Raw genomic sequence first — 25,933 nt, forward strand, 5'->3', positions numbered from 1 at the left:
GCTCACACGGGGGCTTACTCGCTCTTGTGTGCAGCCTCAACAGGTGTCGCTAGCTCTGGAGTGGGTACAACAACTAGCTTGTAATCGCCCGTCTCCTTCATTTCGTGCAGCCGTTCATAGAGCTTAATACAAGTCCATGCATCAGTGGAAGCATAGAGTTTCTGCTTGTCATTCAACACCTCATTCTCCCAGTTAGAGAGTTGTTCACGCTTGGCAATACGCTCGTGGAAGACGTTAGCATACAACTTCTGAAGACTCATGTCTTCGATTCCTAACGACTTAACATAGTCCTGTAAGTCAATAAAATAGCCTGGTTTGAAGTTGGCGCGTTGGTGAAGCATGAGCATATCATCGCTTAGTGAGAGTCCAACTTTGGGCACAGTGGTATCCTCAAGAAACCTCTTTATACAATCAGGGATACCTATGTAGTTCAGACGAAAGAGGAAACACACATCGTGATCACATGCTTGTAGGAGCGCAACTTTGCGTCGGTGCCCCTTTTTAAACACTGGTCTTGTCTCCGTGTCGACGCCTATAATATCCCTGGAAAGCAGATAATCGACTGCTTTCTCAGCCTCCGTCTCATTGAGAATGACAACAATTCGACCGGGAAAGGTCACTCTTGGTAATTGAGATATCCTACTTTTATCGAACTTATTATATATTACTTTATTCATTTCCAATACTCAACTGACTTGCAAAAGTATAAAAAAAGTATTAAAACCTGTACTTATGTGGCATGAAATTATTACTTTTGCAAGGATAAAACATTGATAAGATAAATGGCAAAGAAGAAATCCGAACGCAAGAGCAAGACGTTCACTGAGGCACTGGGGCTCAATAATATCATTAATGACAAGACGGGGTTTGTGGTCGGACTCATACTTTTGTGCGTCGCTTTATTCATCTGCATTGCTTTCATTAGTTACTTTTCTACAGGACAGGCAGACCAGAGTTTGGTTGTAGATATGCGTCCCGGAGAGGTTCAGAATGGTGCTCGTGAGTTCCAGAACTACTGTGGTTCTATCGGAGCATTGCTTTCTTACGGTCTTATCTCACGTTGTTTCGGTATTCCCGCATTCCTTATTCCTGCCTTCATAGCGCTTTGTGGCGTTCGAATGATGGGTGCTTACAAGAAGATAAGTCTAACGAAATGGTTTCTCGGGATGGCTCTTGTAATGGTATGGGGGTCTGTCACGTTTGCTAAATTCCTAACTCCTTTGATGGGAGAGCAGGTTTTTAACCCTGGAGGCGACCATGGGGCATTCTGCGTTCAATATATGGAGAATCTTATAGGAGCACCTGGTTTGGTGTCGATACTAGTAATCGTTATGATTGCATACCTTACTTATTTGACTGCAGAAACAATCACTATCGTACGCAAAATACTAAACCCTGTGGGCTACATACGTAGTAAGGTGAAGTTCACCGTGGTGCGTGGTCGACATCAGGGAGATGCTAACAACAATGATGAAGAGGATATTCTCATGCCCAACGAGGAGCCAGAAGACGAGGTTGAACCCATTGACTCAAGCCTTACCGAGCCTATCGACTTACCCACCGAGCCTACTGGTGTAGAGCGTCTACCCGACTCTTTCCCAGAAAAAGCAGTCCTTGCTACACCACAGAAGAACGAGAAGAAGAATGAGAAACCGGGCTTTGATGTGGAAGAGACACATAAGACAGAGGTGGCAAGCGGGAACACTGTTGCTAATGACGAATTACTCTTAACGCCTATAAACCCACGTGAGCCATTCACGAAATGGAAGTTTCCTACACTCGACTTACTCAAACAGTACGATTCAGATAACCGGACTAACTATGTGAGTCAAGAGGAGTTAGAGGCTAACAAAGACCGCATTATAAAGGTACTAAACGACTTCGGCGTACAGATAAGGAGCATACGTGCAACGGTAGGACCCACTATCACGCTCTATGAAATTACTCCCGCACAGGGCATACGCATATCTAAAATAAAGAACCTAGAGGATGATATCGCTCTAAGTCTTGCTGCCATCGGTATAAGAATCATAGCTCCTATGCCAGGAAAGGGCACCATTGGCATTGAAGTTCCTAATGCGAAACCTAACATAGTATCGATGTTCTCGATCCTAAACTCTAAGAAGTTCCAAGAGTCGAAGATGGAGTTACCAATCGCATTAGGCAAGACTATCACTAATGATGTGTACATGGTCGACCTCGCAAAGATCCCTCATCTACTTGTAGCGGGCGCCACTGGACAAGGAAAGTCCGTTGGTTTGAATGCTATCATCACTTCGCTCTTATACAAGAAACACCCGAATGAATTGAAGATAGTGCTTGTTGACCCTAAAAAAGTTGAGTTCAGCGTGTACTCCCCAATAGCTAAACCATTCATGGCAGCCGTTGAGGAGAATGAAGAAGAGCCTATTATCACTGACGTGCAGAAGGTGGTAAAGACGCTGAAAGGACTTTGTGTGCTCATGGATGAGCGTTACGACAAACTCAAGGCAGCCCGTGTTCGTAACATAAAGGAATATAATCAGAAGTATCTGAACCACCACCTCAACCCAGAAGAGGGGCATGAATACATGCCATACATCGTTGTTATCATTGATGAGTTCGGTGACTTGATCCTCACGGCAGGCAAGGAAGTGGAGATGCCTATCACTCGTATCGCCCAACTAGCACGTGCCATTGGTATCCACATGATTATTGCTACACAGCGACCAACGACTTCTATCATCACAGGTAACATCAAGGCGAACTTCCCGGGACGCATTGCTTTCCGTGTGGGAGCGATGATGGACTCTCGAATTATCCTCGATCGACCAGGTGCGCAACAGCTTGTTGGACGTGGTGATATGCTTTATCTCAACGGAGCTGACCCTGTTCGTGTGCAATGCGCATTTGTGGATACACCCGAAGTAGAGAGTATCTCGAAGTTTATCTCTAATCAGTTGGGACCTGTGGCACCATTAGAAATCCCAGAGCCATTGTCTGATGACGATGCTGCTGGCGGTGGTTCGCTCGACACCCACAGCCTGGATCCGCTCTTCGAAGAGGCTGCTCGTGCCATTGTTGTCAATCAACAAGGATCAACGAGTATGATTCAACGCCGCTTCTCTATCGGTTACAACCGTGCAGGAAGGCTCATGGATCAAATGGAGAAAGCTGGTATCGTGGGAGCTGCAAAGGGCTCTAAACCACGTGAAGTATTGCTTAGTGACGAGGTGAGTCTCGATAATCTCTTGGCAAGTCTACGTGGATAACAACCCAAGAACAGCAACTTTTTAATTAAAGAAAATACGTCGATTAAAACAATACGACAATGAAACAAATTAAGTATCTACTATTACTTGTAGCCATCTTGATGGCTAACAGCACCTTTGCACAGAGTGCGGCAAAGGCGAAGGAGTGCCTCGATAAGGCAACAGCAATCGTCTCTAACCAAAGCGGTATCACCGCTCGTTTCACCATTTCAAGCCCTAGCATGGGGCATACCAGTGGTTCTATCTCGGTGAAAGGCTCTAAGTTTGTTGCCACAACACCGCAAGCTACCATTTGGTTTAACGGCAAAACGCAATGGACTTACATGAAGTCTACCAACGAGGTGAACGTTTCTAACCCTACTGAGGCACAGCGAGTAGCCATGAACCCATACGCTTTGATGACCCTATATAGACAAGGTTACGACCTGTCAATGACGTCTCAAGGCGGCTCATACGTCGTTCACATGAAGGCAACAAACGCTAAACGAAGTGTGTCTGAGGCTTATGTAACCGTTAGCAAGGGCTATCAGTTGCAGGGAATCAAGATGAAACAAGGAGGGAAGTGGACTACTATTAAGATTAGTTCTATCCAACGCAAGAGTCTGTCAGACAGCATTTTTAACTTCAATAAGAAGCACTGCCCGAGTGCAGAAGTTGTTGATTTAAGATAATAAACACGCTCTTTTCTTCCTTTATTTATCAATCATCAAGAAAAGAGGAAAGCGATAAGAAAGAAGCAGAAGGAGACAGGGATGACTTATTGGGAGACCTTTCTAACTCTTCGCCAACACTTCTCTCTCGCTGAAAAGCGCATTAAACAAAGGAGAGCCAACCGCATAGCAAGGTATATCTACTATGCGTTGACGCTCTTTGCGTATGCTTATATCGCATGGGGCGGATGGCAACTTGCCAACTTAGCAAGCGAACCTGACTATGGTGGCTATCGTCTCATCTTTATGCTCTTACCCCTCTTTCTCATCGTTGACCATATCTTTCGCTATGGAACAATACGTCAGGAATTCTTCCGATTGCGCCCCTATCTTCTCTTACCATTGCCTCGTTACGCTTGTGTCGACTATCTCATCCTGCGTCAGATAGCGCAACATGGTAATCTCTTCCTACCTCTCATCGCCATTCCCTTTGGTTTGAAAGCCTTATTACCAGCCGTCGGACCAATGGAAATGATGGGCTACACGCTTGGAATATGCCTACTTAGTCTTATCAACGGACAGTTTTTTCAAATCACACGAACACTATCCTCACGCCGACTTGTTTATTACCTCTTACCCATAGTGGTTTATCCACTCCTCTTCATCCCCTTCTTCTTCGTGCCATCTGTAGCTGACCTCTTTCAGCAAGCGGCTCTCTTCGGACAACTAATCATGCGAGGGAACATCGCTTTCTATCTACCAGCTCTGTGCCTACTCATCATCCTCACACTCATAAACAGGCGTGTTCTGTTGAGTCATCTTTATTATGAAGCATACACAGCAGGCGTAGCAAAGACGACAAAAAGGCGTGTTCTATCGCTCAATTTCCTAGAGTATTTCAAAGAGTTAAGCGAATACTTGAAACTAGAAGTGCGTTTCATCCAACGCAATAAACGCTTGCGTCATTCTTTTATCAACAGCACCTGCTTCATTATCTTTTATTCCATAGCGATGATTTGGCAGTCGGAAAGCGGCTCAACCATCACTGATACCATTCTTCTCTATTGTTTTTCAATCTATGGTATAGCCTTTCTTACACCCTTGATGTGCTATGATGGCAACTATTTCGAGTGCCTTGTCATGCTGCCAAAGAGCCTACCTCAACTCTTACTTGCCAAGTATTACTTTTATTCCGTACTCTTGCTCATCCCTTTATTGTGCCTCCTTCCTGCCGTGATAATGGGTAATGTGAGTGTGTGGCTCATCCTCGCATTCTTCCTTTATACCGCTGGATTCACTTATAGAATACTCTTCCAAATGGCTATATATAATAAGGTGTCATACCCTATGAACGCCTCTCACTCGGCGACTCGATCGAACACAAAGATACCATACATGCAATACATCGTACCTTTCATAGTCCTCGGTCTGCCCGTGCCTGTCATCCTTTTAGGGAAAAACTACCATCTAGAAAATCTATCTAACCTTCTTCTTGCTCTCATCGGATTGCCCTTTATTCTTACGCACCAGCACTGGATCAAACAGATCAACCGCCGAATGAGAGTACAACAACACGAACAGATTGCAGGGTTCCGAGGCTGTTAGACGCAGAAAACGCAGACTAGTAAGGTTCTGTGAAGCATTGTTTGGCTGTGCAGATTAGCCATTTCTCTTTCTAGCCTAACCCTCTTCCGTCAAAGAAAGTTCCCTCCCCTATCCCATTGAGAATAAACGAACTACAAGAAAAGAATGTGTTTTGTAGATCACTATGAAGGATGTGTAAAAATGGAGATAAGTCACTTCTGATATTTATTTACAATCTCGTTAGGAGATAAAAACAGGTTTCCTGAATGATTGAAAACCTACAAGCAATAAAAAAAGCGATGGCCTTCTCAGGTGATCGCTTGCAATCTAATAGGTATTAGTTACTTTCTAAAAGGTAAAAGATTGTGTTCAGGATAACGATACAAAGATATGATTTTTTATTGTAACTAGCAAACTTATCCAACATTTTTTCATGACATTCAACGTGTGTACGAACACATATTTAGGTGATTAATGGGCGTGTTTTAGAACCTATCCAGACATCTCAATAGCCTCAACCACAGCCTCACCCCCCGCCCCCTCTCCTACTGGAAAAGCCTCCCCCAACCCCTCCGAAAGGAGGGGAGAGCCTAACGGGAGCAAGTTAAGAAAAGGCATTCTTAAAACAAAGAGGGCGTTACTTCAATGTGAAGGAACGCCCTTTTCATTGCAAGGAAACGCCCTCTTCACATGCAAGGGAGGCTCTTTTAGATAGAAAGAAGCACTTGGGGGAACACATCCCCTCCTTCGGAGGGGCGGGGGTGAGGCTTTTTAGTAGAATTAAGGAAACGCCCTTCTTCAATCGAGAAAGGCGTTTCTTTGCCTCGAAGAGAGCCTCTCCTTGCATCAAACAAATGCCCTTTTTCTTTGCAAACAATGGTTTTCACTCCCCTCTCCATTCGGAGAGGGGGCGGGGGTGAGGCTGTAGATGGCTGGGGGGGAGGCTTGTAGCAGGCTCTCTTATTAAGCCCCTCTCTCTCTTAAATAGATATACCCTACATCAGAGCTGACGTCAAAAAAAAACGCTAAAAAGTTTGGTCAATTCATTAAAAAGCTATACCTTTGCACTCGCAAAAACGATTTGAGCGCCCTTAGCTCAGCTGGTAGAGCAACTGACTCTTAATCAGTGGGTCTAGGGTTCGAGTCCCTAAGGGCGCACAACTAACAGGTTTTTGACCCAAACCAATCGTTTAGCTTGCGCCCTTAGCTCAGCTGGTAGAGCAACTGACTCTTAATCAGTGGGTCTAGGGTTCGAGTCCCTAAGGGCGCACAAAGAGGATTTCTATTTATTAGAAATCCTCTTTTTTTATGCTTGCAAAGTTGGATATGTAAGCTTAATGACGAATTATCCGTAAGATAATTACGGATAATTGGAATTTAAATATTACCTTTGCGAAGAAAACATCAATTATGGTACTATGCTAGTTAAGTTCGCTGTAACTAATTATCGTGGGTTTGCTCAAAGAATAGAATGGGATTTGAGTAAGCCGAGTAATTATTCATTTAATACTTTCGCTATAAAGAATGGCATTATAAAGAATGGTATTCTCTATGGTCCCAATGGTTCAGGGAAGTCGAACTTTGCCTTATCTCTGTTTGATATTGTCAATCACTTATCACAGAGATGGAGACCATCAGATTATTATAATAACTTTGTGTTTGCAGGGAAACCCACTTCTCTGGTAAGTTTCGAATATACATTCCGCTTTGGTCAAGACGAACTTTATTATACGTATAAGAAAGGTTTTACAGGAATAATAAGGAGTGAGAAATTATTAGTAAATGGTAACCTTGTGTTCTCTCGTACGGAAGGAACACAACTGGAACTTAGTTCCGAATATCCCATTGACAGCGCGGTTAGATCGAATCTATCCGATAATGTCAATAACGTTTCCATAGTAAACTTCCTCCTTGCCACATATCCTCTTCCTGCCAACCATTATCTCTTTAGACTACAGGAATTTGTAAACTCCATGTTGTGGTTTCGTTGTTTAGAACAGAGAGAGTTCATTGGTTTAGTCTCAGCACCTATCAATTTGGATGAATACATCATCAAGGAAGGACTTGTAAAAGACTTTTCTAGTTTTCTGCAAAGGGTTAGTGAACAAACATTCAACTTCGTTACCCCAGCAAAGGGAGACCGAGTCTTGCAGTGTATATTCAATAGCAACAAAGTAACATTCGACTCCATAGCCTCTACGGGGACACATTCGTTAATGCTACTCTATTATTGGATCAAACAGATGTCAGGTGCTTCTTTTGTATTTATCGACGAGTTTGATGCCTTTTATCACTATGACCTTTCCTATAAAGTATGTAAGGAGTTGTTCTTACTTGATAACTGTCAGATATTTACCTCTTCGCATAATACTTACCTCATGACCAATGATTTGTTGCGACCAGATTGTAATTTTATCATTAACAACAATAAGATTAAACCATTGACAGATTGTACAGACAAGGAACTACGCTTCGGACATAACATAGAAAAACTATTCCGTGGAAAGGCTTTTACACTATGATCTTATTCATCGTAGAGGGTTCTAAGACTGAACCAAGAGTATATGAGACTATTAAAAGGTTATATTTCAGAGACGAAGAAGATATAATTTGCATCTTTGGGAGTAATATCTATGGACTTTACAATCGTCTGAAGAAGTATAATGCGGACTTTGACGACATTGGCAATGTTGCTAACATTGTCGATGTTATCAGAGAGATGGATCCTAATAATGCAGAGGTATTAAAGAATATAAAGCTCTCTTCTGATATTGATCAGGTTTTTCTGTTCTTTGATTATGACTTTCAACATGCTTACCATGTGCAAGAGCAGCATCCAGAATGTTCATTAGAAGAGATACTAAAGGAGGATGATACAAGACTAAAAGAGTTATTGGACTTCTTTAATGAAGAAACTGATATGGGGAAGTTATACATTAACTATCCTATGATAGAATCACTGAAATATACGAAACAACTTCCTGATGTAGATTTCCACACATACAGAACAACATTAGAGGAGTGCCGTGGTCAATTCAAGAAAGTGGCTGAGGAGTTCTCAGACTATAAGGCTTATAAGGGGATTCTATGGGATAATGCACCTGCAGAGATTGATGAGATAAGGCGTAATTGGGAGCTATTAAAGCAGCAGAATGTTATGAAAGCAAATTACATTTGTACCCTCTCTTATAGTATGCCAACTAGCAAGGAGGATGTGTCACAACAACAAGTATTTGCACACCAAATCAATACATATGATAAGAACAAATCGATTGCTATCTTAAATTCATTCCCCTTGTTCTTGTATGATTACCTTAAATAAGATTCTAAGATAGCAATGGATGAAAGATAATACGTATCTCTTTCATTATAATAAGATGAATGGTAAGCAATGGTGCTAATGCCGAGAAGTAAGTTTATATACACCTATTATTATATAAACTGACAATTAATAAGATTCTTGAGAATTGATGTTTTCCAGTGGAGAAAAGAGTTGAGCGGAATACGGGAATCGAACCCGCCTCTCAGGCTTGGGAAGCCCGTGCACTACCGATATGCTAATTCCGCAATGGAGCCGATACCCGGACTCGAACCGGGGACCTACGCATTACGAATGCGTTGCTCTACCAACTGAGCCATATCGGCGGTCTTGCAGATGCAAAGATACTGCAAAAAAAACAAACAACCAAATTTTACTTCTTTTTTGTGTAGCATTTTCTATTGTGGATGAAGCAATAATAAGAAGATCATCCAGTGTTCTTTGCAAAGATTCCCTATAGACAACCAAGAGAAAACGATATGCACTTGATGGGGCTAAGGGGCGAACTATCAGAAACTAATCTACATAAAAGAGGAACTGATACTATACGAAAAGTGAGCTGAAACAGCACCCACAATTACTTGTAGGAGCTGCCCAACTCACTAACACTTAACAAACCAACCTAATTATTTCTTGATGACTTTCAATGTCTTGTAAGTCTTTCCATTCTTCATTACTTGTACGAAGTAGATACCACGAGCACCACTGATTGCGACATTTACAACCTGTCCTTCTACTGCATCAAACTGGTTGCTCTGTAAGAGTGAACCGGTTGCGCCAAGGATATTTATTGTGTAATGACCATTCTCAGCAAAGCGCATGTTCACACTTTCAACAAATGGATTAGGATAAACACTCAGGCCTGTTTGAGCCTCAACAGTAGAGATTCCGTCTGGAATTGCAGTGATATCAACAATCTCATTCACCGTCTTCTCATCTTCACCCCATCCGTTCTTCAACTTCAAGGTAACGTTCTTCTTACCTGGAGCAGCATAGGTTACAACAGCAGTCTTATCACTTTCTGATGAAATTCTACCATCACCTAATTCCCATGTAGGAGTAGTCTTCACCTCGTATGTACCAACAACACCTGGGAAACCAAGTACATTGTTGTCTGGTTGTTGGTCTACATAAGCAGCAGTAGAAGTGTTTTCACCACCGCTACCTTCCGTAACTACAACAGAACCATCAAAGTCACGACCAGCAGTACCAAGGTTCTTGAACTTCTTACCATCAACCTCTTCAAAGGTAAAGTAAGCCTTCAAGTTAGAAGGTATTGAACCTTCCTTATAACCCTTCATAGCCTCTAGAACTTCTTCCTTAGACAATGGTTTATCCCATACCTGAACCTCATCAATGACACCATTGAAGCCGCTCTTGTAAACACCACCACCACCAATAAAGATGTCAGCTACCTCATAACTGCGGATACGGTTATCGTTTGAATCCTCACGACGGATAGAGTTTGAGAAGCTGTGACTAGCAACTTCACGACCATTGAAATAAATCTTTTGAATGTTACCATCCGTATGGGTTACAACAATGTGATTCCATACTCCAGGAGTAACACTATAACCTGTTGTCATCACATCCTCGTAAGGAATATCATGAGAGGTCCAACCCATCGTATTGAAAGATACTTCATTCGCTGGGTGGAGAGAACGACCTTGCCACTCAGGACGGATTGTTACCCAAAGATCACCCCAGTTGTTATGTGGCCAGCTATCCTTGATTGAGTTCTTATTAATAAGGTTTGTACCCTGCTTATCATGGTTGAAATTATCAGCCTTGAACCACAATGCATAAGAATAAGACTTACCTTTTTGAACATCACCAGGGATGCGGAACATCTTAGGATCGGTGATAACCAAACCATGTGAAGCCATACCCTCACCCAAACGAGCGTCGTAAGTGTAAGAAACAGGCTTTCCTGTTTGCTCTGTTTGCTTATCAGCTGTAAGTGTATTGATGTGAGGAACAGCACCAGTAGCCTCTGGTGTAATCTTCACCTTACCACGTGTTGTGGTTGACTTACCCTCACTATCAACAACAACGAGGTCGTAAGTGCCCTCTTGGTCAACCCTAAATGTAGCACTTGTACCACTTCCTGCGGTTGCTACAGTAGCCCCAGTCACAGCATCATTCAATGACCATGAGGTAGCTGCAGGCACCATCTCATCAAGATACTTGAGTGTGAATTCCTCTCCTGGCTTGATAACTGGACGGTCAGCAACTACATCGCTCAATGGCTGGTTGTATTCAACTCTCTGGTAAGGAGTCCAAACAATCTCAGAACCTTGCTTGCCATCAGGTGCAACGGCACGTACACCAAAGCGACAATCACGCTTATCGTTGCCTGATACCATAGGTGCATCTACAACATAAGCTGCCCATGAGGTAGTAGCTGTAAGGAGCTGTTCTTTCTGCCCTTTCTGCTGGAAGTAGATTTCATAATACCATGTTCCAACCTCGTCATTATAGGTTTTCTCCCAGTCTGACTCATCTTTTGAAGCATATTGCAACTTGAAGTCACAAGCATTGTAACGACCACGGAGCACCTGTACTTGCTTAATGGTTGGAGTTGCAGTATTGAATAATTGAGTCGAATTACGCAATGCCATCTCACCAACATGGAGCTGGTAATCAGCAGGACTATTCTCTACAACAAGTCCCATCATAGCCACCTTATCACCTGCAGCAAGCCCTAAATCGGAAGCCTTAACGGTGAATGTGCTCCATTTACCTGCTGTCTCTGTAGCTGGTAAATCAACTTGTTTGTAGTCAGTGGTGTGATCCTTCAATGCAACAAAGAGTTTTGCATGAGAATCTGTACCCTTCAATGTCTTATAGGTAACCGAGAACTCATAGTCAGGTTGCACCTCAAGCATGGTCTTAAAGAGCTTCACACGAGAGAAGTCAGTCTGTCCAGAGAGTGACAAACAAGAGCCTCCCCAATAAGCATCATCGAAGGTGAGTTCTGCTTTCACTAGTCCGTTGATGTTGCTTCCATTCACTTCATCATTGCTATCAGTGATCCACCAACGCCATGTTGGCATGAAGTCTTGAGTATTGAGGTTATACCACTTATGATCAAAAGCGACCTGTCCATCCTTGCGGAAACTCAATCCATTACCAAGGTTGAAACGTGAGACAAATGGTATCTGCTGTATGGTTGACTTCGCTGTAAGGAAGGTTGCAAGCCCATGGAAGTTCTTCAGGCTAGAGTTAGCCAACGTACAATTTGTGTTGATACCAGGCAGATAACCAGGGTTGTTATTACCTCCACTGAATATCAATTCTTGCTTCTTTAGATAGGCTTTCTGTATTGCGATGTCTGAAGTTCCATCGTCGGTTGCACTCTGATGGATGAGACTTTGCGAGTGAGCACCCCAAAAGCCAATAGAGATGTCATTGTTCAATAATGCACTCCAGTTGTTATTTCGCAACGCACGTCCTTGTATATCGAAACCTGCATAATAGTCGAAGCTACTTCTACCTAATCTATTAGCAGTGCTGACAGAACCGTTTAGATGCCAATTACCCCAGTTGTAATTAGCAAAGAGCATATCAGTAGCAATGTTGTCCTTATCACCAAAGATCTTCTTGTTATGATCACCTAGACCACCATCAAAGTGAATACTACCACGATCATCTGTACCATCATACCAATGTACTTCGAACTTCCAATCAATCTTCTTAGCCTCTTTGTGACATTCAACGAAGAACTCTGTCAACTGCGTCATCACGTCAGCAGAGGTGTGGAACTCCGAGTTGAAGCCAATTCCATTGATACCATAATACTTCATTAAGCGCACAAATGGTGCCGCATAAATGAACTTTCCACCCTTCTTTTGCGTCAACTTATATAATACACGACTATAGGTATCTGGGCGCCAATTATTTAGATAAATATAAGCACCATAACCTATTGACATCACACAACCTACTGAGACACCATTCTTATGGGCTACATCAGTAAGACCAGCAGACGAACGAATCCATGGAGAAGTCCAGTTTCCATGAATATCAATGTATGACCACAAACTGAAATTATCACCTTCGAAGCAATAACGAGGTAATGCTTTCCACTTAGAAGTAGGGTCGTCAAGTGGTGTCCAAAGACACATCTTACGTTCTGGGTTAACACCTTGACGCACCTGATAGTCACCATCTTTAATGCGCTCCAATGGGCGAACACGAGAGATGTAGAACTGGTCGTCAATAGCACTGACACCTTGTGGCTGTTTCATCTCACCTTTCATCCAGGCTTCTAGATAGTTAGGGAGATCTTCAAACTTGGCGTCCTGAATGTCTAACGGATGTGTTGGGGTGCGCTGTGCAGTAGCACTCAAACAACTAGCTAGAGCCAAGGACGCAAAAAGCGTAAACCTTTTCATAATTTAAATGTTTAGTTAATAATTGGTTTAAGAGATTATTATTTTAGGTTTTTAAGGGGAGTTATTTTGAGAAGTGAAAAGAGTTTTGAGAAGTAAAGGGAGTTACTTTCACTTTATCGAACTCCCCTCACTTCTCAAAAAACATCTTATCTGCAGATTAACTTAACGGTACGAAGTGTCTTACCATCCTTCTTTACGTTTACAATGTAAACGCCTTGAGCACCAAGATGGAGGCGAACATTATCGGTACCATTAACAGATAGGCTCTTACCAGCTACAAGCTGACCATTTGTAGAGTAGATCTGAACAAGATAGTTACCCGCTGTTTCAATGTCGAGTAATACATCACGATCAACTGAATAAACCTTCATGTCAGCAGCCTCAGTGCCGTTGATACCTGTTGGATCAGCCTTCACCTTGATTACCTTGAAGGTACGAGTGTCTGAACCATGAGCGTTCTTCAATGTCAAAGTTACTTCATAATCACCTGGTTTAGCATACGTTAGTTTAGCACTACCAGCGAGATCGTTACCCTCATGTGATACAATAGTAGCCTTCTTAGCAGTCCACTCTGCTGTAGTCTTTACTTCGAAGTTACCAGAAACGAATGGGCTACCAGCATCAAAAGTAGGTTCATCTGGAATAAGAGCAGAAACGCCCTCACCTTGTCCAGCGCGTAATTCACCATGAGCCAACTTAGCATCACCTACCTTACTTGCGAAGTAGTAGTCACCATCAGCATTGTTCTCAAAGTCCCAATAAGCCTTCAAACCAGCCTCATTAGGATTGGTTGACATCATTGACGCTGTTGCTTCAGCTTCAGAGAGATACTTATCATAGAACTTAACATCATCAATGGTTGCATTCATAGCAGCTGTTTGATGGCGACCAAGACTAATGCCAAGGATGTTAGAATCCCACCAGCCATTATTAGCAAATCTTTGAGGACAGAGACCTGTACCATCAGTACCATAGCTCCAAGTTGTAGCTTCTGCCTGTTTACCATTAATGTAAAGCATTGGCTTGGTATTTGTACCATTACCATCCATAGCCAAAGTAAAGTGTGTCCAAGCACCTGGCACAAAGTCTACCTTCCAACGCTGCTTGTACTCTGGAGAGCCACCGCCGTTCTTAGCACGGAGTGTCAACTCATAGATACCAGTGTTAGGATCGTATGTAGACCACATTGTACCCCAGTTGTTCTGTGGCCAGCCAATACCCGGACTACGCATATCAATTATCTGAGTACCACCAGAGAAGCTATTGAATTTCACCCAGAAAGCAAGTGACCAAGGCTGGTTATTGTTTGTCAAGCCTAGTTCAGAAACCTTAACACCTACTGGCTTCTCGAGAGTCTTGATACCTCTTGAACCAGAACCATCAGCCTTCTTACCCTCGTACTTCATTGTTACTTGTGTATTGGGAAGAACTTCGATAGAAGTTGTCTGGTCGTCAGCTGTTAGAGAGTTGATATGTGGTACAGCACCGACAGCATCAGAAGTAATCTGAATGTAGTTAGAGAATCTTACTTCCTTATCAGTGCGAAGACCATTTTCATTCACCTTACCTGTAAGTACAAGATCATAGAAACCTGTAGCACTCAAACCATCAACATGGATCTTCTTAGATTGATTGCTAGTTTTAACAACTACACCATTATGCTCAATCTTCCAGTCTCCTACTTCATGGCGTGGGTCTACATAAGCAATAGTAAATTCCTCATTAGGCTTGATGACAGATTTGTCAGCCTTGATTTCATCGCTGTAATCGTATCGATTAAAGATATTATATTGCTCTGTGCCCCATGCTATGTCACTCTCCTGCTTCATATCAAGAGATACGGCAGAGACACCAAATTTAATAGTACCCTCACCCTCGAAATTAACAGGAACAGAGTAATACATACCCGCCCAAGAGGTTGTAACACCCATTAAGATTGGCTTTTCATTACCCTGCTGTGCCCAGAGTTTGAAGAGAGAAGTCTTCACATCAGTATTGTAGCAAGGCTCGCCTGGACCTTTATCATTAGGCATGTTGAAGATAATCTTACCATCAACACCATTCTGTGCAGAGTGTAACAAAGCTGTAGATACAACCTGTGGCATTTCTGGTTTCTCGAATGTTCCACGTACAATAGAGAACTCGCCAAGATAGAGATTAAGGTTGTTTGCATTCTCCATCTTCAATGCAACGAGCGCAAGGTGCTTATTTGCTAAGTTACCATCAACCGTGAAGGTCTTCTCTACCCACTTATCTTCATCTGTCTCATCAGAAGCATTCAACACCTTATAATCATTCTCGGCATTTACGTTATCCTTTGTTAGAAGAACCAAAGAAGCGTCAGACTTACCAGCCTTTACCTTATAACGGAAGGTAATCTTATCGCCTGCCTTCAACTCAAAGTCTGTCTTGAAGAGGTGGAGATACTCCTTAGGAGTGTTACCAAAGATGTGTACAGTAGAACCACCAAGATACGCATCATCCCATACGAACTCAGCATCCAAACCTGTTCCATCATCTGGAACATCAATAGGTTCACGGCCTAACAACTTCTTAGCAAACCACCAACGCCATGTTGGCAAGTAGTCCTGAACACCTACGTTAGCCCAAGGACGATCGTTCTTACGCTCACCATCATAGTTGAAGAACTTACCATTACCCAAGTTGAAATAGCTGATGAATGGTTCTTCGGCTAGATTCCATGACATGGAACTACGTGCCGTCATCATGGAAGACATACCTGCAAAGTCAAAGTTATCAGCATTGTAATTCAAGCTATTATCAATCTCAAGGTTGTTAACAGGGTTGCGGGAACCGCTTGAGAACCAACGCTCTGTACGCAACATATAGGTACGCTGCTTGGTTTCAGGGTCACTTCCCTTCTCACCACGGCTCTCAAAGAACATGTTCTGAGAGTGAGCTCCCCACAAACCAATAGAGATTGGATAGTTCTTCAACAAAGTCCAACGAGGAGTTGAGTGTGGCTCACCACCTTGCATATTGATACCTGCATAGAGATACAATGGGTCACGATGGATTTCTTTAGCCTTCTCTACAGACTGGCTCAATAACCATTGACGATTCCAGTTATAGTTGAAGAACAATGAAGCAGCCTCACTTCCCCCTTCTCCAAACACATTCTTATTATAATCTGTCAATCCTTGATCGAAGTAACGACTACCATTTTCTTGCGTACCATCATACCAGACATTCTCGAAAATAGGATTAAGCGACTTCATTGCTCTATTCAGATTAACATGGAAATCCTTAATTGCTTTCGTCACTCTACCACGAGTATAAATCTCTGTGTACTCTGAGTTATAACCAAAACCGTCATAACCATAGTAATTCATGTAGGCTGCAGCCTTGTCAATTTCAACTTTTGAGAGGGTCTCTAAAGCGGATCTCCAGCCACCATCTAGATTACCATAAGGAATACCAGCAACCGATGTTACAGGCACACCATTCTTATGTGCTACGTCCAACAGCGCTGCAGGAATACGACCTAAGCCACAATTCCAGTCTCCCCAGTGTGTAACGTAAGACCACATTGAGAACACCTCAGAATCGAAGACACCATCAGGGAGAGCATTCTTGCTAGGCACGTTCCATGGTAACCAAGCGATAAGACGCTTGTCATTCTCTGCTGTAATGTTTGTTCTTACCTGTGTTTCAGGGTTGCGGAAACGCACCTTTGGTTTCACACGAGAGATAAAGAAGTTATCGTCCTCGTTAATCTTTGGATTTGTTTTTGACCAATTCCTTAATCTATTAGGGAACTCTTGTGACTCAAATCCCCACTTGATGTAGCCTTCCTTCAGTTCCTGCGCCATAAGCGTAGAAGGAGCCAAGAAACAGCCCAAAAGGAGTAGATTTAATTTCTTCATAAATAACTTAAGTTTTGATTTTATTAATTAGGTTTTCTTTAAATCACTTGTCTTTTATGTCCCAACCATTTATTTCTTAATTATAAGAAAGGTGTGGACTTCTTTGTTTTGTATCATGACATGAAACAAGGTAAACCAACTTGTAGTATCCAAGTTGGATAACCTTATTTCGTTTCTATTACTTGATTGCTATCTTTTGTGTGCGAATAACATTCTTATTCAACATCTTAACGAGATAAACACCAGGTACTAACTCATTTGTATTAAATGCCTTAGGTTGAATCATACTCTTGATAGTCTGACCATCAGCAGAGAATACCCATGCACGTTCAACATTGTTGAAAACAACCTTACCATCAGTAACAACGACAGAAGAGGCAGCACTAGCGTTAGCTGTCTGGATGTTAGTTGAACCACCTTCGAGCATCTCTGGCTGTTCAGCTGTACCCTTATCGTGGGTATCAGCCTTACCACCACGAGCAGCATGAGTACCTGTAATGGTTACACCGAAATCGATAGCAAAACCCTTATTGAACTTACCCGTTGGGGTCAAACCGCCCTGGAACCATGCATCACAGAATACAAGACGGAGACGACTCTTACCTGGTTTAGCATCTTCTGGAATGGTAAACTCATATTCATTAAGCTGTTGTACTTGTGCTGGTACACCAGAACGCACCTTACCAAAGAAGACTACACACTCGCCCTCATTGGGGTTAGTTGAAAGATTGTCTGGATTGAATTGCTTGTCACCATCAAAGTCCATCCAAGCCTTACCCATGCAGTAACGAAGGTCGTCATGGCTCTGGTCTCTGCCCTGAGTTGCTTCGTAACCTTGAATCTTCACCTTAATTGTTGTGCCTTGTGCCACTATCAACTCATGATCAGTTGCATCCACATAGTTTGTCTCGTTACCTGCAGGACCATTGGCAGTATAGTTGATATCCTGTGTTCCACCCACTGTCTGGAACTTCTGAACGTAACGAATTCTCTTCGCAACGTCTGCACCAGCTGCAGCATTGTCGAGTTCAACTGTTCCGTAGCCCTCTTCTTTAGCATTAGGAAGATCTGATTGCTGAGCACGTGGAACCTCTATCCATACTGTCTTAGAGTAAGTTTTGAGGTCAGTTCCTACAGAACGAACACCAATAAATGGTCTATCATTTACGTCAGTAAACTGTATGTTTGGAATGAGAGTAGCCCATTGTGATGTACGACCTACTTCAGATACGGCACCATCCGGACCATTCTTATAAAGGATTTCGAAGTGATCAATGTTTGCATCATCGTTGTAGATGGTAGGATTATCACCTGGATCTTTATCAATACCCCATACAGCCTTAACAGAAAGAGAGTTTTTAGTCTCTTCTTTTACCTGGACTGTCAGCCCCTTCACATTGGCTGGTGTAGCTGTCACGTCATCATTGATTTCGAGCTTACCAACAAGTACCTTATAATCTGCATCTGGATTATTTACACGCAAACCAATACGCTCAATCTTCTGACCAGCGGTGATATCACTCAATTCAATACTCTTTTCTGTCCAATTGCTGTTATCTGTATTGCCTACTGGATAAACCTTCCATGCTCCATTTACACGTACAATTAAAGAAAGTTTAGAGTCTGTTGTCCCTTCCTTGCCTGTCTTGATAGCCAGCTTTGCTACAACCTTACCCTTAGAAGGAGTGAGGTTAGTCTTATAGAGGACAACGTCTGTCGCACTTGCATTACTTACACCTTTCAAGCTTAAGCAGGCACCACCTGTATAGGCATCCTCATTGGTCAAAGATGGTTGAACTGCTGTGCTTGCAGTCTCTGTACCTGCATCAACAACCAACCAACGATAAGTTGGAACGACATCTTGACTACTCATGTTGTACCATGACCCTGCTGTTTTCTTACCTTTATAATTATAACGTTCACCATTACCCATATTAAAGTGGGTTGCAAAAGGAAGGTTGCCAGAAATAGCTGTGCGCTCTGGAATCCAAGAAGCAAGACCAGCGAAGGTTCTCAATGGCGGTGTACCACCTTGTGCTTCAACATTATTACCCCTATTGCTAATTGCTGGACGTGATAATGGATTACGATTACCACCAGAGAAAGCACGCTCAAGATACTCTTGATAGTTAGACATACGAGACATTGCGTCACCACCTGTATTATAACTCCAGAAGCGACTTTCTGCATGTTCTCCCCATAGACAGATACCACAACGATTTGCATCTTGGTTGTTAAGACTATTCCAACGCCTGTCCATACTTACTATCCATACACCAGCATAAAGCCCATCAGCAGAGCCCATAGTGCGTTCAGCCTCTTTTACAGACTCTCCCATACTCCAACTGAAGTCGCTGTTGTCGTAATTCAACATTACCTCACAGATACGATTGTCCTTGTCTTGACCCCACATATAACTCGAGTTATAAGAGGTAAGTCTAGAACTCGTTGTATAATACATAATCTTGAAGTCGTTGAAACCTTCAGCCTTCGCAATCTTATAGAGTTCCTTGTGGAAAGCAATATTATCTGCATCCTGATACTTATTTGTACTTTCCCAGTTATAGTTGATACCATCGAAACCAAGGAAGCGCATGCAGTTGATGATAGGATGCGTATAGCGGAAGCTACCATCGCTATTACGAGTCATGATAAAGCTTGCCCAACTGTTAGCAGCTCCACCCGTTGTATGATCGAAGAACTTAATACCAGCGAAGATGCTTGTACCATTGCGGTGAGCAGCATCAGCCCATGAACCTGGTGCTTGGAAAAGTCCGTAGTTCCAGGCACCAAACAGGTTGGTATAGTTCCACATAGAGAAGTTATCGTTCGCAAAAGTATTCGAAGGATAACCACCGAGGTTCTTTCCTGCACCACCAGGGATATTCATAAAGAGGTTACGATTCTCATATGTTCCTGGAAGAAGACGGTCAGCACGAGACTCAATAGCACGTTTCTTCACGTGAGAACGAATAAATTCTACTTCATCTTTAATGCCCCATGCCTCTAAATCAGCGTCTGTTGGATATTTCCTTCCTTGGTCTATGAGCTGTGCAAAATGGTCTAACAAGGTCTGATCACTGAGCTTAGAAAGATCATAAACCTGGGTTGAAGAGGTAGAAGAATAGGTTTGTGCATGAGCTCCTACAGGTGACATCGTCATCATTGCAGCTATAAGCCATGCATTAAGAGTAATTTTTTTATTCATATAATTTAGGTTTTGTTATTAGTGTTCGATAGATTTAGTTCCTGGCAGAGAGTAGGTTAAGACTCTCTGCCAGAATATTATCTCGTAATAACGAGACAATTAGAAGTTAGGAGTTAGTCTATCCCAGAAGAGGCGAGTCGCCATCTTATCAGGACCACCCAATGCAGGAATACCAGTGTTATCAACATCTTGCTTTGTAGCAATGTCGCTTGTGCCAGGGAATGGCAGACGGCGCATGATATCGCCAGGAACTAAACTACCATCAGCCTCATCGATGTTCAATACTGGCAACATACGTGGGAAACCTGTACGACGAAGGTCTACCCATGCTTCGAAACCATTAGGATAAGTAGCGAGATACTTCTGTGTGATTATCTTCTCCAACTTAGTCTCTTGAGAGTCACCATCGTTCCACTTTACACCAACATGAATAGGTGATGCAGCGTCAGGAGTATCACCCGTAGGATCTTTATAAACGTAAGCAACAGGGTTCTCTTGCTCCATGTACTGATGAATCCATGCGTCATACCAGTTCACATTCCCCTGACCATTAGGTCCTTCACCATCCATAGACTTCATTTCTGGGTCTTCACAGTTACCATGGAGAATACCTTCTTCATAGAAGTGTTGTGCTGTTCCTCCCATATTCCAACCACGAAGTGCACCTTCAGCACGTAAGAAGCATACCTCTGCGTACTTCATGAGATAGAGTGGTGCAGCATTGAAGTATTGTTCATTCAACTTACTGAAAGCAATGTATTGATTCTCATCATAACCCTGACCTTCACCAGGATGTGTACCCGTGCGGATACCACAAATACGGCTTTCTGCAGGTGTTGTCTCACCAGTCTTATTGTTCTTGATAACGTTGTCATTCTTCTTGAAGAGATATTTCAACCAAGGATGATTGAAGGTCTTTAAGGTTATCTCCATTGTAGCACTCATTCGGCTATCACCCCAGTTCTCAACTCCTGGTAATGGATTGCTGAATCCCATCACACCTGGACGTATAGAAACACTCTGTGATTCATTCTCAATAACGCCATCAGCAACAGCCTCTTCAGCCAATTTCTGTGCACGAACAGGGTCGCTCTTAACCATGTGCATTGCAATACGTAGCTTTAGAGAGTTTGCATAATGCGCCCACTCTTTCAATGTTCCATCAGCTGCACCACCATCAGACATTACTACAAAACGATCTACGAAAGCCTCTTTGATTTTCTGCTTGTACGCAGCAGGCTTTTGATCGAAGTAATGGAAACATGCGATAGCAGTGTCGAGGTTGGCAATAACATCATTATAAACATCCTCCACCTTATTATATGTATAAGGACCAACTTGCAAGTTTGTCTTCAACTCACGATATGGCATTGGACCATAAACATCAGCTACCTCAACAGCTTGCTGATTGAAGAGTGTAAGATAAGCAGCCTTCAACTCAGGAACAGCGTTTACCTTCTCATTATTCAAGATAGGCACAAGACTTGTCTTCATCTCAGTGAATGAACCCCATGCACCACCATAACACTTTTGATCAATAGCGTAAGATGATGCCAAACGAATCTTTGAATACTGGAAGAAAGTATGTGGGACAACTGAATACTCAGCATAATTATCAACACCGAGAGAATACTGGTATTGATAAGCATGTGGACCTGGGTTCTCACCATTCTTACCACCACGCATAGAGAACTGTCCACCAACTCCTGCATCAAGCAAGTCTTGCATAGCATTCAAAGCAGCATCAGCCGCAGCAGCATCAGTAGCCTGTCGGAAAGGAATGTTGTCTACATCGCCGCGACTCGTCACCTTCTCAACGTTCTTAGTAGTTGAATTAAACTCATCGCCTGGGTTATCATAGTCAAGACATGACTGCAAACCCAATGTTGGCAATGCCATCGCCATGAGTACAATTATATGTTTACTTTTCATTATTTTAATTCTTTAGATTGTTATTTAATAGATTTACTATATTGTGAGAGAGCTGGAGTAAAGGTATTGGAGACTCATGCAAAGGACATCACTCATTACATGAGGTTCTACACATGAGTATTGATTTTTAGTTCAAATCTCCTAATCCCTTTAACTCCATTAACTCCTCAAAAACTAGAAGTTTGCCTTCAAAGAGAAACCGAATGAGCGTGATGATGGCATATTGAAGCTCTCAAATGCTCCGAGACCATTCTGTGTAGAAAGTGATACATCTGGGTCTGTTGGTGCATCCTTATAAAGGAAGAACAAGTTACGAGCAATGAATGAGACTGTCAAATTACGATTCATACCAAAGACATCACGGAAGGTGTAACCCAATGATAGCTCACGGAGACGGAAGTTCGTACCGCTATACAAGTAGCTTGAAGGATTGCTTGAAGCTCCCAATGCTTGATAGTAAGCTTGAATAGGAACAATGCGACCACTACCATCATTCAATGCCATTCCTGGAACATTACCATAATCAGCAGCTACGATATTATTCTTCTCTGCCGCTAGACGTGCATCTGCTGTACGCTGTGAAGCACCAATATAATCAAGATAAGATTCTGTCAAAGAGAATACCTTACCACCAATACGACCATTGATAAGTACCGAGAGTTGGAAGTCTTTATAATTGAAAGTATTGGTCCAACCCATCTGCCACTTAGAATTCATATTACCAAGATAACGATCATTTGAACCTGTCTTGTCAAATGTTGGCTCACCCTTAGCTGTCAAGACGATATGACCATCGGCATCACGCATGAAGTCTCCAGCGTAAATATCACCAATAGAGCCACCCTTCTGGTAAACAACTTTAGCCTCACCTACTGTCTGCTGATATTTACGAGATGTTCCGTCCTTATCATATCCAGTCTCAAGAATCTCGTTATCATTAAATGAGAGGTTGTAAGAAGTACGCCAACGAAGGTCTCTTCCAAACTTGAAATCATAACCAATAGTGGTTTCAAAACCTGTATTACGAACCTTTGCTGAGTTCAACAACTCTGTATTACCACCAAGAGAACCCAACTCCATGTAGAGATGTCTTACCACCGTATTATAGAAGGTGAAGTCAAAACTCAAACGATTATTGAGGAATAATGACTCAATACCTGTCTCGAATGAACCTGTCTCCTCTGGTACTGGAGCAAAGTCAAGCAACTTGTTACCAGAGAGAGCACCTGTCTGAAGGTTACGACTCATTGCGCCATAAGCCTTATTTGGAATAGAGTTACCTACAGAAGAGTAAGAAACACGATATTTCAAGAAATTAATCCAGTCTGGTAACTTCACCAATTGACTTACGATAGCATTGGCACCAACACCGAAGTAACCATAGTTATCGGTATCAATCTTACCCAACTGCTTGAAATAACGGAATGGACGATACCAGTCACGACGATAAGAAGCATCGAAGTAAACTGTTTCTTTCCAACCTAATTGTGCTGTAAAGAGGTAAGAACGATCCCAGTTAGAACTCTTTGAAGTATTTGTCACGCCATAGCCACCTGCACTGGTCTCAAAGTAGTTGACCATTGTTGGGAGCTTACGCATAAGACGATCATAGTATGTTGCTACTGCATCTGTTCCCTTTGTTTCGCCCTTAATAGTATGACCAACAAAACCTGCTGTTGCAGAAACAGAGTAGTCTCCAAAGGTTTTGTTATATGATAAGAGGTAATCAGTGTAGAATTCTGTTGTCTTCTCATCTGAATCCCAGAGGCGACCATAGTCTTCCATAGATGCAGGAAGGAACGTGGTAGCATAACGTGTTGCGTGGTTCTTAAAGCGAAGTTGACTATAGTTAACACGTGCTTGGAATGTCAAACCATCATAGATATCAACATTTGCTTGCAATGTACCAAACAATCTACTTTCATTCTGCTGGCTATTTCCCATGTTCAACAACCAATATGGATTGTTATTAGGGTGTGATAGGAATGCCCATTCCTGCTGTGGACCAGTTAAAGTAGTACGCTGTCCTGCTGCCCATGAGAAGTTTGAGCCATTCAACTTATAGTATGAAGCTGGGTTTGACAACCATTTTCCTTCTGCATTCACGTAATGGTCACGATAATAATTCATATCCAGGTTCTGTGGTGCAGTGTATAGATGATACAATGGGTTACCAACAGTACCACCACCAGGACGGTTTCTTGTCTTCGTCTCTGTGTAGCTCATTGAAGCATCAATATGTAGACGCTTAAAGAAGTTATAGGTCTGACGGAAGCTGATAGAGTTACGATTGTATGAGTTATTACGCATCATACCTGTTGCGTGGCTATTAGCAACTGACACATAGGTACGTGCCGTCTCTGTTCCACCTGATAGTGAGAGAGAGTTATTGGTGGTTACACCTGTACGGAAGAAATTGTCTACATCGTTTACTGTGCGATTACGCAAGTGTACATCATGACGGCGAGCCATGATAGCAGCACCCAAAGCATCTGTTCCTATCTGCTCTGGTTCGTAACCTACCCAACGATCATCTAAAGGAGAACGAACGATGAGGTCGTTATCAGCACGATCTGCGACTTTACCTCCCCAGTTATTCAATGACAATGCACCTGTTGCTGGGTCGTATGTTGAACCATATGTCTTTTGAATCTTTGGTGTCAACAATGGACTATCGAAAGTAATGTTAGATGTAACATTGATATCCACCTTTCCTTCACGACCACGCTTCGTTGTAATCATGACAACACCATTGGCTGCACGCGAACCATATAGCGCAGCAGCATTAGCACCCTTGAGGACGTTGATTGATTCGATATCATCTGGGTTGATCAATGATAATGGGTCAGAGCCTTCGGACATACCTGTTGAACCGAAGCCTTCACCACTCATACCCTGCTGACCACGGATACCATTACTCATTGGCACACCATCAACAACAATCAATGGCGAACTGTTACCAAGGATGGAACGATTACCACGAAGTACAATCTTCGATGCGCCACCAGCACCACCGGCACTTGGTGTAATCGTGATACCAGCAACCTTACCCTCAAGAGAGTTTGCGGCATTAGGATCCTGTACCTTCATAAGATCCTCAGCCTTTACTTGCTGGGTTGCATAAGTAAGTGATTTCTCCTTTCTCATAATACCCATTGCAGTCACAACCACCTCATTCATGGTGTTAGTCTCTTCTTTCATGGATACGTTAAGGGTTGACTTACCAGCCACAGGGATGGTTTGTGCCGTATAACCAACATACGAGAACACTAGCTTTGCATTAGGTGTAGTGTTGAGAACAAAGTTACCATCAATGTCGGTAACAGTTCCATTTGTACTTCCCTCAACCATTACAGTCGCACCAATAAGCGGCTCTCCTGTTGAGTCAACAACTTTACCCGTTACTTTGTGATTACCATTCTGCTGTACAGATTGTACAGAGCTTGCATGATCTCCACCAGGGGTAGCATAAACACTCGTCGCTGATAACGACAATGCGAACGCAAAAGCCGCTGAGAAATACAGGTGCTTTTGCTTTGATTCCTTAAAGATTTTCATCAGGTTTAGGTTTTTAAACATATTATTTTTATACCTTGTTTTAATTGTTCAGATGGAGGATACAAACACTTCTGTAAGACATCTGCAGTTGTGCTCGATGATATTACACCTTATTATATATATGGAATTGATAGGTTTCAAATTCTC

The 25,933-nt window shown here is 42.6% G+C and carries 11 protein-coding genes and 4 tRNA genes; 7 read left to right on the forward strand and 8 right to left on the reverse strand.

The genetic code is table 11. The features are described 5' to 3' along the window. Positions 1 to 14 precede the first annotated feature (14 nt). Positions 15 to 677, reverse strand: a complete 663-nt coding sequence (locus tag HMPREF9969_RS11030; protein ID WP_036895680.1) for a 3'-5' exonuclease — start codon at positions 675 to 677, stop codon at positions 15 to 17. Between the two features lie 105 nt (positions 678 to 782). On the opposite strand from HMPREF9969_RS11030, the gene HMPREF9969_RS11035 reads away from it, so the two are divergent. From HMPREF9969_RS11035 to HMPREF9969_RS11070, 7 genes are all read left to right on the forward strand, one after another. Beyond that, positions 783 to 3,251, forward strand: coding sequence for an FtsK/SpoIIIE family DNA translocase (locus HMPREF9969_RS11035; RefSeq protein WP_009435843.1), 2,469 nt, complete (start codon positions 783 to 785; stop codon positions 3,249 to 3,251). Between the two features lie 59 nt (positions 3,252 to 3,310). Then, complete coding sequence (locus tag HMPREF9969_RS11040) at positions 3,311 to 3,922, forward strand: LolA-like putative outer membrane lipoprotein chaperone (protein WP_009435991.1); 612 nt, start codon at positions 3,311 to 3,313, stop codon at positions 3,920 to 3,922. A gap of 81 nt (positions 3,923 to 4,003) precedes the next feature. After that, positions 4,004 to 5,506, forward strand: coding sequence for a DUF5687 family protein (locus HMPREF9969_RS11045; RefSeq protein ID WP_009435875.1), 1,503 nt, complete (start codon positions 4,004 to 4,006; stop codon positions 5,504 to 5,506). A 1,064-nt stretch (positions 5,507 to 6,570) separates the two neighbouring features. Continuing rightward, a tRNA-Lys gene (locus HMPREF9969_RS11055) sits at positions 6,571 to 6,643 on the forward strand. 39 nt (positions 6,644 to 6,682) lie between these two features. After that, positions 6,683 to 6,755: transfer RNA gene (locus HMPREF9969_RS11060), tRNA-Lys, on the forward strand. A 148-nt stretch (positions 6,756 to 6,903) separates the two neighbouring features. Continuing rightward, complete coding sequence (locus HMPREF9969_RS11065; protein ID WP_009435924.1) at positions 6,904 to 8,007, forward strand: AAA family ATPase; 1,104 nt, start codon at positions 6,904 to 6,906, stop codon at positions 8,005 to 8,007. Continuing rightward, positions 8,004 to 8,807, forward strand: coding sequence for a hypothetical protein (locus tag HMPREF9969_RS11070; RefSeq protein WP_009435842.1), 804 nt, complete (start codon positions 8,004 to 8,006; stop codon positions 8,805 to 8,807). Before HMPREF9969_RS11065 ends, HMPREF9969_RS11070 begins: the two co-directional genes overlap by 4 nt. 174 nt (positions 8,808 to 8,981) lie before the next feature. Here HMPREF9969_RS11070 and HMPREF9969_RS11075 read toward each other — a convergent pair. The 7 genes from HMPREF9969_RS11075 to HMPREF9969_RS11105 all read right to left on the reverse strand — a co-directional run bounded on the left by HMPREF9969_RS11075 (position 8,982) and on the right by HMPREF9969_RS11105 (position 25,786). Next, positions 8,982 to 9,052: transfer RNA gene (locus HMPREF9969_RS11075), tRNA-Gly, on the reverse strand. Between the two features lie 2 nt (positions 9,053 to 9,054). After that, positions 9,055 to 9,130 (reverse strand) — tRNA-Thr (locus tag HMPREF9969_RS11080). 300 nt (positions 9,131 to 9,430) lie between these two features. After that, positions 9,431 to 13,201, reverse strand: coding sequence for an endo-beta-N-acetylglucosaminidase (locus HMPREF9969_RS11085; protein ID WP_009435778.1), 3,771 nt, complete (start codon positions 13,199 to 13,201; stop codon positions 9,431 to 9,433). 146 nt (positions 13,202 to 13,347) lie between these two features. Then, complete coding sequence (locus HMPREF9969_RS11090; RefSeq protein ID WP_009435864.1) at positions 13,348 to 17,088, reverse strand: endo-beta-N-acetylglucosaminidase; 3,741 nt, start codon at positions 17,086 to 17,088, stop codon at positions 13,348 to 13,350. A gap of 178 nt (positions 17,089 to 17,266) precedes the next feature. Continuing rightward, positions 17,267 to 20,296, reverse strand: coding sequence for a GEVED domain-containing protein (locus HMPREF9969_RS11095; protein ID WP_009435929.1), 3,030 nt, complete (start codon positions 20,294 to 20,296; stop codon positions 17,267 to 17,269). Positions 20,297 to 20,395: 99 nt separating this feature from the next. After that, positions 20,396 to 22,228 (reverse strand): SusD/RagB family nutrient-binding outer membrane lipoprotein, encoded by a 1,833-nt coding sequence (locus HMPREF9969_RS11100; RefSeq protein WP_009435828.1) that lies wholly within the window; start codon positions 22,226 to 22,228, stop codon positions 20,396 to 20,398. Positions 22,229 to 22,402: 174 nt separating this feature from the next. Further along, a complete protein-coding gene (locus HMPREF9969_RS11105; RefSeq protein ID WP_009435984.1) occupies positions 22,403 to 25,786 on the reverse strand; it encodes a SusC/RagA family TonB-linked outer membrane protein in 3,384 nt (1,127 codons plus the stop codon). Positions 25,787 to 25,933: the final 147 nt, after the last annotated feature.

It is taken from the genome of Prevotella sp. oral taxon 306 str. F0472, from assembly GCF_000257925.1.
Classification (GTDB): Bacteria; Bacteroidota; Bacteroidia; order Bacteroidales; family Bacteroidaceae; genus Prevotella; species Prevotella vespertina.